Origin of the sequence: Kitasatospora sp. NPDC058965 (genome assembly GCF_042741245.1) — a bacterium.
In the GTDB taxonomy this organism is placed as follows: Bacteria; Actinomycetota; Actinomycetes; order Streptomycetales; family Streptomycetaceae; genus Kitasatospora.
Genome location: NZ_JBHYKG010000054.1, coordinates 26,612 through 34,541, shown reverse-complemented (window position 1 = coordinate 34,541; position 7,930 = coordinate 26,612). Strand labels below are relative to the sequence as shown.

The 7,930-nt window shown below is 74.4% G+C and carries 7 protein-coding genes and 1 pseudogene; all 8 read left to right on the top strand.

Annotation, left to right across the window (positions count from 1 at the left end; genetic code table 11):
* Nucleotides 1-269 (top strand): annotated as a pseudogene (locus tag ACFW1A_RS12195) (hypothetical protein); the annotation flags it as partial.
* Between the two features lie 2 nt (nucleotides 270-271).
* Nucleotides 272-1,228: an NADH-quinone oxidoreductase subunit H gene (locus ACFW1A_RS12190; protein WP_380407862.1), complete on the top strand. Its 957-nt coding sequence runs from the start codon at nucleotides 272-274 to the stop codon at nucleotides 1,226-1,228.
* 50 nt (nucleotides 1,229-1,278) lie between these two features.
* On the top strand, nucleotides 1,279-1,761 hold the full coding sequence (locus ACFW1A_RS12185; RefSeq protein WP_380407859.1) for a 4Fe-4S binding protein: 483 nt from the start codon (nucleotides 1,279-1,281) through the stop codon (nucleotides 1,759-1,761).
* Nucleotides 1,758-2,366 (top strand): NADH-quinone oxidoreductase subunit J, encoded by a 609-nt coding sequence (locus ACFW1A_RS12180; RefSeq protein ID WP_380407856.1) that lies wholly within the window; start codon nucleotides 1,758-1,760, stop codon nucleotides 2,364-2,366. Before ACFW1A_RS12185 ends, ACFW1A_RS12180 begins: the two co-directional genes overlap by 4 nt.
* A gap of 7 nt (nucleotides 2,367-2,373) precedes the next feature.
* Nucleotides 2,374-2,766, top strand: coding sequence for an NADH-quinone oxidoreductase subunit NuoK (nuoK, locus tag ACFW1A_RS12175; RefSeq protein WP_380407854.1), 393 nt, complete (start codon nucleotides 2,374-2,376; stop codon nucleotides 2,764-2,766).
* Nucleotides 2,763-4,727, top strand: coding sequence for an NADH-quinone oxidoreductase subunit L (locus ACFW1A_RS12170; RefSeq protein WP_380407852.1), 1,965 nt, complete (start codon nucleotides 2,763-2,765; stop codon nucleotides 4,725-4,727). Before nuoK ends, ACFW1A_RS12170 begins: the two co-directional genes overlap by 4 nt.
* 49 nt (nucleotides 4,728-4,776) lie before the next feature.
* The gene (locus tag ACFW1A_RS12165) at nucleotides 4,777-6,333 is read left to right on the top strand and encodes a NuoM family protein (protein WP_380407850.1); all 1,557 of its coding nucleotides are present in this window, start codon (nucleotides 4,777-4,779) and stop codon (nucleotides 6,331-6,333) included.
* A 3-nt stretch (nucleotides 6,334-6,336) separates the two neighbouring features.
* Nucleotides 6,337-7,881 (top strand): NADH-quinone oxidoreductase subunit N, encoded by a 1,545-nt coding sequence (locus ACFW1A_RS12160; protein WP_380407848.1) that lies wholly within the window; start codon nucleotides 6,337-6,339, stop codon nucleotides 7,879-7,881.
* The last annotated feature ends 49 nt before the right edge of the window (nucleotides 7,882-7,930 follow it).

The window sequence follows — 7,930 nt, the reverse complement described above, 5'->3', positions numbered from 1 at the left end:
GGAGCATCACCGAGGGCTCGGCCAGCCAGGCGGCGGCCCCCGTCGAGCGGACCCGGGGCGCCGACGCGCCCTGGCAGACCGCGCCCCGGCCGGAGCCGAAGGCCGAGGTCCCGCCGGGCGAGGTCCCGCCGGCCGGCGCCGCGCAGCGCGAGAACCCCCCGGCTGCGGAGCCCCCGACCGAGGTCCCCCCGGCCGAGAACCCCCCGGCTGCGGAGCCCCCGGACCGGAATCCCCCCACCGAGACCCCCCAGGACGGAGACGGCGCGTGAACCTGCTCGACACGCTGCTGCGCTGCCTCGGCGCCCTGGTGGTCTTCCTGGTCCTGCCCCTGGTGATCGGTCAGACCGAGCACAAGGTGATGGCGCACATGCAGGGCCGGCTCGGCCCGATGTACGCCGGCGGCTTCCACGGCTGGGCCCAGCTGGTCGCCGACGGCGTGAAGTTCGCGCAGAAGGAGGACGTGGTCCCGGCCGGCGCCGACCGGCGGGTCTTCCAGCTGGCCCCGGCCGTCGCGCTGCTGCCCTACCTGGTGGTGCTGCTGGCCGTCCCGGTCGGACCGCACGGCTTCGTCGGCCAGGCGCTGGACGCGGGCATCTTCTTCGTGCTGGCCGTGATGGGCATCGGCGTGCTCGGCGCGCTGATGGCCGGCTGGGCCAGCGCCAACAAGTTCTCGCTGCTCGGCGGCCTGCGCACGGCCGCCCAGCTGATGAGCTACGAGCTGCCGATGCTGCTGGCCGCCGCCTCGGTGGCGATGGCGGCCGGCACCCTGTCGCTGCCCGGCATCCTGGACGCCTTCCACTGGTGGTGGCTGCCCTGGCAGGCGATCGGCGCCTTCGTCTTCTTCACCGCCGGCCTGGCCGAGCTGCAGCGCCCGCCGTTCGACATGCCGGTGGCCGACTCGGAGATCATCTTCGGCGCGTACACCGAGTACACCGGGATCCGCTTCGCGTTCTTCCTGCTCGCCGAGTACGGCGGGATCCTGGTCCTCTGCGCACTCACCTCGGTGCTCTTCCTGGGCGGCTGGCACGGCCCGCTGCCGGACAGCCTCGGCTGGCTGTGGACGCTGCTGAAGACCTTCGCGCTGGCCTTCGTGGTGATCTGGGCCCGCGTCACCTTCCCCCGGCTGCGCGAGGACCAGCTGATGAAGTTCGCCTGGACCGTGCTGATCCCGCTCGCCCTGCTCCAGCTCGCCCTGACCGGCATCATCAAGGTGGCGATCTCCCAGTGAACCTCCCCGGCTCCGGCCTGGCCAAGGGCCTCGCCGTCACCCTGCGCACGATGACCCGCAGGACCGTCACCGCGCAGTACCCGGACACCCAGCCGCTGCTGCCGCCGCGCAGCCGCGGGGTGATCGGGCTGCTGGAGGAGAACTGCACGGTCTGCATGCTCTGCGCCCGCGAGTGCCCGGACTGGTGCATCTACATCGACTCGCACAAGGAGACCCTGCCGGCCGCGGACCCGAACGCCCGGGCCCGCACCCGCAACGTGCTGGACCGGTTCGCCATCGACTTCTCGCTCTGCATGTACTGCGGGATCTGCATCGAGGTCTGCCCGTTCGACGCGCTCTTCTGGTCGCCGGAGTTCGAGTACGCCGAGACCGACATCCTGGAGCTGACCCACGAGCGGGACAAGCTGCGCGAGTGGATGTGGACGGTGCCGGCCCCGCCGGCGCTGGACCCGGCGGCCGAGGAGCCCAAGGAGATCGCCGCCGCCCGCAAGGCGGCCGACAAGCTGGCGGCCGCGGCCGGTGATGCTTCGTGACCGGGTTCCTGCTCGCCGCCGCCGGCCCGCTGGACGCGGCCCCGCGCGGCTTCCTGTCGCCCACCGGCGTGGAGATCGTCTTCCTGCTGGTCGGCCTGGTGGTGCTCGGCGCCGCCGTGGTCTCGGTGACCACCAAGCAGATGGTGCACGCCGCGCTCTGGCTGGTCGTCGCGCTCGGCGGCCTGGCGGTGGAGTTCCTGCTGCTCACCGCCGAGTTCGTGGCCTGGGTGCAGGTGCTGATCTACCTGGGCTCGGTGGTGGTGCTGGTGCTCTTCGGGCTGATGCTCACCAAGGCCCCGATCGGGCGCTCGCCGGACGCCGACTCCAAGAACCGCTGGGTGGCGCTCGGCGTCGCGCTGGCCGCCGCCGCCACCCTGGTGACCCTGGTGGTGGACGCCTTCCGCACCTCCTGGATCGACCTGGGCGCGGGCGGCGGCTCCGCCGCCGTCACCGGTGCCAGCCTGTTCCGCCACTGGGTGCTGCCCTTCGAGGCGCTCTCGGTGCTGCTGCTGGCCGCCCTGGTCGGCGCCATCGTGATCTCCCGCACCGGCTCGGGCCGGGCCCGGCCGCGGCCCGGCAAGCTGACCACCCGGCAGGAGCGCTGACGCCCCGATGCACCTCGTCTACCCGGCCGTCCTCGCCGCGCTGCTGTTCAGCGTGGGCGCGTACGGCGTGCTCGCCCGGCGCAACGCCGTGCTCGTGCTGATGTCGGTCGAGCTGATGCTCAACGCCGTCAACCTCAACCTGGTCGCCTTCGACGCCTGGCTGCGCGACGCGCTGCACGCCGGGCAGGCGCTCACCCTCTTCACCATCACCGTCGCCGCCGCCGAGATCGGCCTGGGCCTGGCCATCGTGCTGCTCGTCTTCCGGGCCCGCGGCACCGCCGACGTGGACCGGCTGACCGCGCTCGGCGACCGCGCCGCCGAGGTCCCGGCCCCCGCGGCGGAGCCGGTGTCCGACCCCGTGCCGAATGACCCCGCGCCGAAGGGCCAGGCCGTCTCGTGAACATCGCCCTCCCCGCGCTGGTCCCGGCGCTGCCCGCGCTCGGCGCTGCCGCCGTCCTGGCCACCGGCCGCCGCGCGCCCCGGTGGACCCGCCCGCTGGCGATCCTGCCGGTGCTGGCCGCCGCGGTGCTCGCCCTCGTGGTGGCGCTGCAGCTGGGCACCGGCCGCACCCTGGACGCCGCCACCCGGCTCACCCCGACCGGCGGCCCCGACATCTCGCTGGCCCTGCACCTGGACGGCTACACCTCGCTGATCACCGTGCTGGTCGGCCTGGTCGCCACCTGCGTGCAGATCTACTCCACCGCCTACCTGGCGGCGGACCCGCGCTACCCGTCGTACGCGGCGCTGGTCTCGCTGTTCACCGCCGCGATGTTCCTGGTGGTCTACTCGGGCGACCTGGTGGTGCTGCTGGTCGGCTGGGAGATCATGGGCATCTGCTCGTACTTCCTGATCGGCCACCACTGGGAGACCCGGGACGCCCGGTCCGCCTCGCTCAAGGCCTTCCTGGTCACCAAGCTGGGCGACGTGCCGTTCCTGTTCGGCATCTTCGTGCTGGCCGGCGACGCGCACAGCTTCCGGATCTCCCAGGTGCTGGACGCCGCCGGGCACGGGCAGCTGCACCACGCCACCCTGGCCGCGCTGCTGCTGCTCGGCGGCGTGGCCGGCAAGAGCGCGCAGTTCCCGCTGCACACCTGGCTCCCGGACGCGATGGCCGGCCCGACCCCGGTCTCGGCGCTGATCCACGCGGCCACCATGGTCGCGGCCGGCATCTACCTGGTGGCCCGGCTGCTGCCGGTCTTCCTGCTGTCCGGTGCCGCGCTGGTGGTGCTGGCGGTGCTGGCCGCCGTCACCATGGTCGGCTCGGCGCTGGCCGCGCTGGCCCAGGACGACATCAAGCGGGTGCTCGCGTACTCCACCGTCGGGCAGCTCGGCTACATGGCCGGCGCGCTGGCCAGCGGCGACCGCGAGGCGGCCGTCTTCCACCTGGTCAGCCACGGCGCCTTCAAGGCCCTGCTGTTCCTCTCGGCCGGCGTGCTGATCCACGCCGCGCACACCAACTCGCTGACCGCCATGTCGAGGCTGCCCGGCCTGCGCCACAAGGTGCCGGACGCGCGCTGGACCCTCGGCATCGGCCTGGTCGCGCTGATCGGCCTGCCGCCGTTCTCCGGCTTCTTCTCCAAGGAGGCGGTGCTGACCGCCGCCGAGAAGGCCGCCGCGGGCGAGGCGCTGACCAACGGGGTGGGCCCGGCGAGCGCCGTGCCGACCGCGGCCGGCTGGATCGTGCTGCTGGCCGGCGGGCTGACCGCGCTGCTCACCGCGGTGTACGCGACCCGGCTCTGGCTGCTGGCCTTCCCGGCCGCGGCGGCCGCCGGCACCGCAGCCGCCGCGACCGCGGCCCCCGAGCCGGGCGCGCCCTACTCGCCCGAGGTGGACGAGGTCGACCCGGGGCACGCCGAACCGGCCGCGATGCGCTGGCCGCTCTGGGTGCTGGCGATCCCGGCGATCGGCTTCGGCGTGGCCGGTCTCAACCCCGACTGGCTGCCCGCGCTGCTGGACGGCGGCTCGCTGCGCCCCTCGGCCAACACCGGCGTGATCGGCACCGGCCTGGCCGTGGCCGGCATCCTGGTCTGCTGGGCGACCTGGCGCAGCGCCACCGCCCGGTCCCGGTCCGCCGACCCCGGCCGGGCGCTGCTCGGCCCGCTGCACGGACCGGCCCAGCACGGCTTCCGGCTGGACCGGCTCTACTCGCTGCTGTTCGTCCGTCCCACCCTCGGCGCCGCCGCGCTGGTCCGCTTCCTGGACCGCGAGGTGATCGAGACCTACGTGCAGGGCTCCGGCGGTGCGGCCAGGCTGCTCGGCTGGGTGGTGCGGCGCAGCCAGACCGGCAACGCCCAGACCTACCTGAGCGCGCTGCTGGCCGGCGCGGTGCTCGTCGCGGTCTTCGTGGCGGTGGGCGCATGATCCGCCGCCGGTCCGCCGCAGCCCAGTCCGTCCTTGAGGGGGGTCCCAGATGAACGCGCTCCTGATCGCGCTCCTGGCGCTGCCGCTGGTGGCGTCCGCCGCCACGCTGGCGCCCGGCCTGTTCGGGGCCGACCCGGCGCTGCGGGACCGGCGCGCGCTGCGGTTCAACGCGGTGGTGACCGGCCTGGTGCTGGCGCTCGCCGCGGCGCTTGCGGCCGGCTTCGACCACCGGCACCCGGGCCGGATGCAGGGCACCGTCGACGTCTCCTGGATCCCCGCGCTCGGCGTCCGCTTCCACCTCGGCGTGGACGGCGTCTCGCTGCCGCTGGTGGTGCTGACCGCGCTGCTCACCTTCCTGTGCGCGCTCTACTCGACCAGGAAGCTGCCGGACGGCGCGGGCACCCCGTCGGCGGTCTCCTTCACCGGGCTCTTCCTGCTGCTCGAGGTCGGCATGCTGGCCACCTTCCTGGTGCTGGACCTGCTGCTCTTCTTCGTGGCCTTCGAGATCGTGCTGATCCCGATGTACTTCCTGATCGCCCGCTGGGGCAGCGGGGCCCGCACCGCCTCGGCCTTCCGGTTCATCCTCTACACGCTGCTCGGCTCGGCCGTGATGCTGCTCGGCTTCCTGCTGGTCGGGCTGCGCGCGGGCACCTTCGACATGACCGAGCTCGCCGCCCGGCACGGCGCCGGGCTCAGCCACACCACGCAGCTGCTGGCCGCGCTGGCGATCGGCCTGGGGCTGATGGTCAAGGCGCCGGCCTGGCCGCTGCACAGCTGGCTGCCGGACGCGCACACCTCGGCCCCCACGGTCGGCTCGGTGCTGCTGGCCGGCGTGCTGCTGAAGATGGGCACCTACGGCCTGGTCCGGGTGCTGCTGCCGATCGTGCCGGACGGCACCGCCACCTTCGCCCCGTACCTCGGCGCGCTGGCCGCCGTCGGCATCGTCTACGGCTCGCTGGCCTGCCTGGCACTGGCCCGGCCCGGGCGCGGCGGCGACCTGAAGCGGCTGATCGCCTTCTCCTCGGTCGGCCACATGGGCTTCGTGCTGCTGGGCATCGCCTCGCTCACCCCGGTCGGCCTGAACGGCGCGCTGTTCGCCAACATCGCGCACGGCCTGATCACCGGCCTGCTCTTCTTCGTGGTCGGGGCGCTCAAGGACCGCTACGGCACCGCCGACCTGGACACCCTGGCCGGGGCCACCGGCGCCGGGCTGTACGGCCGGGCGCCGCGGCTGGGCGCGCTGCTGGCCTTCGGCGCGGTGGCCAGCCTCGGGCTGCCCGGCCTGGCCGGGTTCTGGGGCGAGCTGCTGGCGATGTTCGGCGCCTTCCGGCCCGGGGCCGGACTGGACCGGCCCGCCTTCCTCGTCTTCATGGTGCTGGCGGGCCTGGGCACCCTGCTGACCGCGGGCTACCTGCTGGTCGTGGTGCGCAGGGTCTGCATGGGCGACCCGGCCCAGCCGGCCGCCGTCCAGCCGGCCGAGCTGCGCGGCTACGAGGCGGTCAGCTGGACCCCGCTGGCCGCGCTCACCCTGCTGGCGGGCCTGTGGCCGGCCCTGCTGCTGACGCTGTCCGACCCGGTGGTCAAGCAGCTGCTGGCGGGGGGCTGACCGATGACGACCACCCAGCTGACGACCACTCACCTGATGGGGCAGGCCGTGAACCTCGCCGTGCCGAACGCGGGCTCGCTGATCCAGTCGGTGGACTGGGTGGCGATCGCCCCGCCGCTGATCGCCGCGGCCGCCGCGCTGCTGGTGCTGCTGGCCGACCTGCTGCTGCCGCCGGGCGCCAAGCGGTGGCTCGGGGCGCTGACCGCGCTCGCGCTGCTCGGCGCGCTGGCCGCGCTGCTGCCGCTGGTGCACGGCGCGCCCCGCTCGACCTTCTGCGGCACGGGCGGCTGCTCCTACGTGGCGGACCACTTCGCGCTCGCCTTCCAGTTGCTGGCACTGGGCGGCGCGCTGCTGGCCGCGCTGCTCTCCGTCGTCACGGTGTCCGAGGAGGGGCTCCCGGGCGGCGAGTACTGGTTCCTGCTGCTCAGCAGCGCCAGCGGCGCCGCGCTGCTGCCCGCCGCCCGCGACCTGGCCACCCTGGTGGTCGCGCTGGAGGTGGTCTCGCTGCCGTCCTTCGCCCTGGTGGCGCTGAAGCGGGACGGCAAGGGCGGCGAGGCCGCGCTGAAGTTCTTCCTCTCCTCGGTCACCGCCACCGCGGTGATGCTGCTCGGCGTCGGCTTCCTGTACGCGGCCACCGGCAGCCTCTACCTGGGCGCGATCGCCGACGGCCTGGGCCACCTGCCGGCGCAGCTGAAGCCGCTGGCCGAGGTGGGCGGCATGCTCACCCTGGTCGGCTTCGCCTTCAAGGTGGCGGCGGTGCCGTTCCACTTCTGGGTGCCGGACACCTACGCGGGCGCGCCGGTGCCGGTGGCCGGCTACCTCTCGGTGGTCGGCAAGGCGGCCGGGTTCGCGGGGCTGGCGCTGGTCACCTCGCTGGCACTGAAGCCGTACGGCCACACCTGGGGGCTGCTGCTGGCCGTGCTGGCGGCGGTCACCATGACGGCGGGCAACGCGGCCGCGCTGCGCCAGCGCACCGACTCCGCGCAGGGCGCGGTGCGGCTGCTGGCCTGGTCCTCGGTGGCGCAGGCGGGCTACCTGCTGGTGCCGCTGGCGGCGGCCGGCTACGCGGGCAGCGCCCACCCGCTGGGCGCCACCGTGGCGTACGCGCTGATCTACGGCCTGGTCAACCTGGGCGCCTTCGGCGTGGCCGCCCTGGTGGCCCGCACCCACCCGGCCAACCGGCTGGACGACTACCGGGGCCTGTTCGCCCGCAACCGGTTCGCGGCGCTGGCGCTGGCCTTCTTCCTGCTCTGCCTGGCCGGGCTGCCGCCGGGCGTGGTCGGCCTGTTCGGCAAGGTGGTGGTCTTCCGCGCCGCGGTGGACGCGGGGCTCGGCTGGCTGGCCGTGGTCATGGCGGTCAACGTGGTGGTCGCGCTGTACTACTACCTCTTCTGGACGGCCAGGCTGTTCGCCCCGGGCGAGCAGGTCGAGCCGGCCCGGACGCCCGGGCCGCTGACCGCCACCCTCGGGCTGGCCGCGGTCGGCGCGGTGGTCCTCTCGGTGGCCCCGCAGCTGGTGCTCCAGGTGGTCTCCGGCTCGCTCTTCTGATCGCCCGGCTGCCCCGCCCCGGCTGCGGGCGGGGCCGGGACGTGCGAGG

Bases quoted from the DNA above. Each gene is read 5' to 3' on its own strand.
- ACFW1A_RS12185 (WP_380407859.1), top strand. From the start codon at position 1,279: ATGACCCGCAGGACCGTCACCGCGCAGTACCCGGACACCCAGCCGCTG.
- ACFW1A_RS12165 (WP_380407850.1), top strand. From the start codon at position 4,777: ATGAACGCGCTCCTGATCGCGCTCCTGGCGCTGCCGCTGGTGGCGTCC.
- nuoK (WP_380407854.1), top strand. From the start codon at position 2,374: ATGCACCTCGTCTACCCGGCCGTCCTCGCCGCGCTGCTGTTCAGCGTG.
- ACFW1A_RS12160 (WP_380407848.1), top strand. From the start codon at position 6,337: ATGACGACCACCCAGCTGACGACCACTCACCTGATGGGGCAGGCCGTG.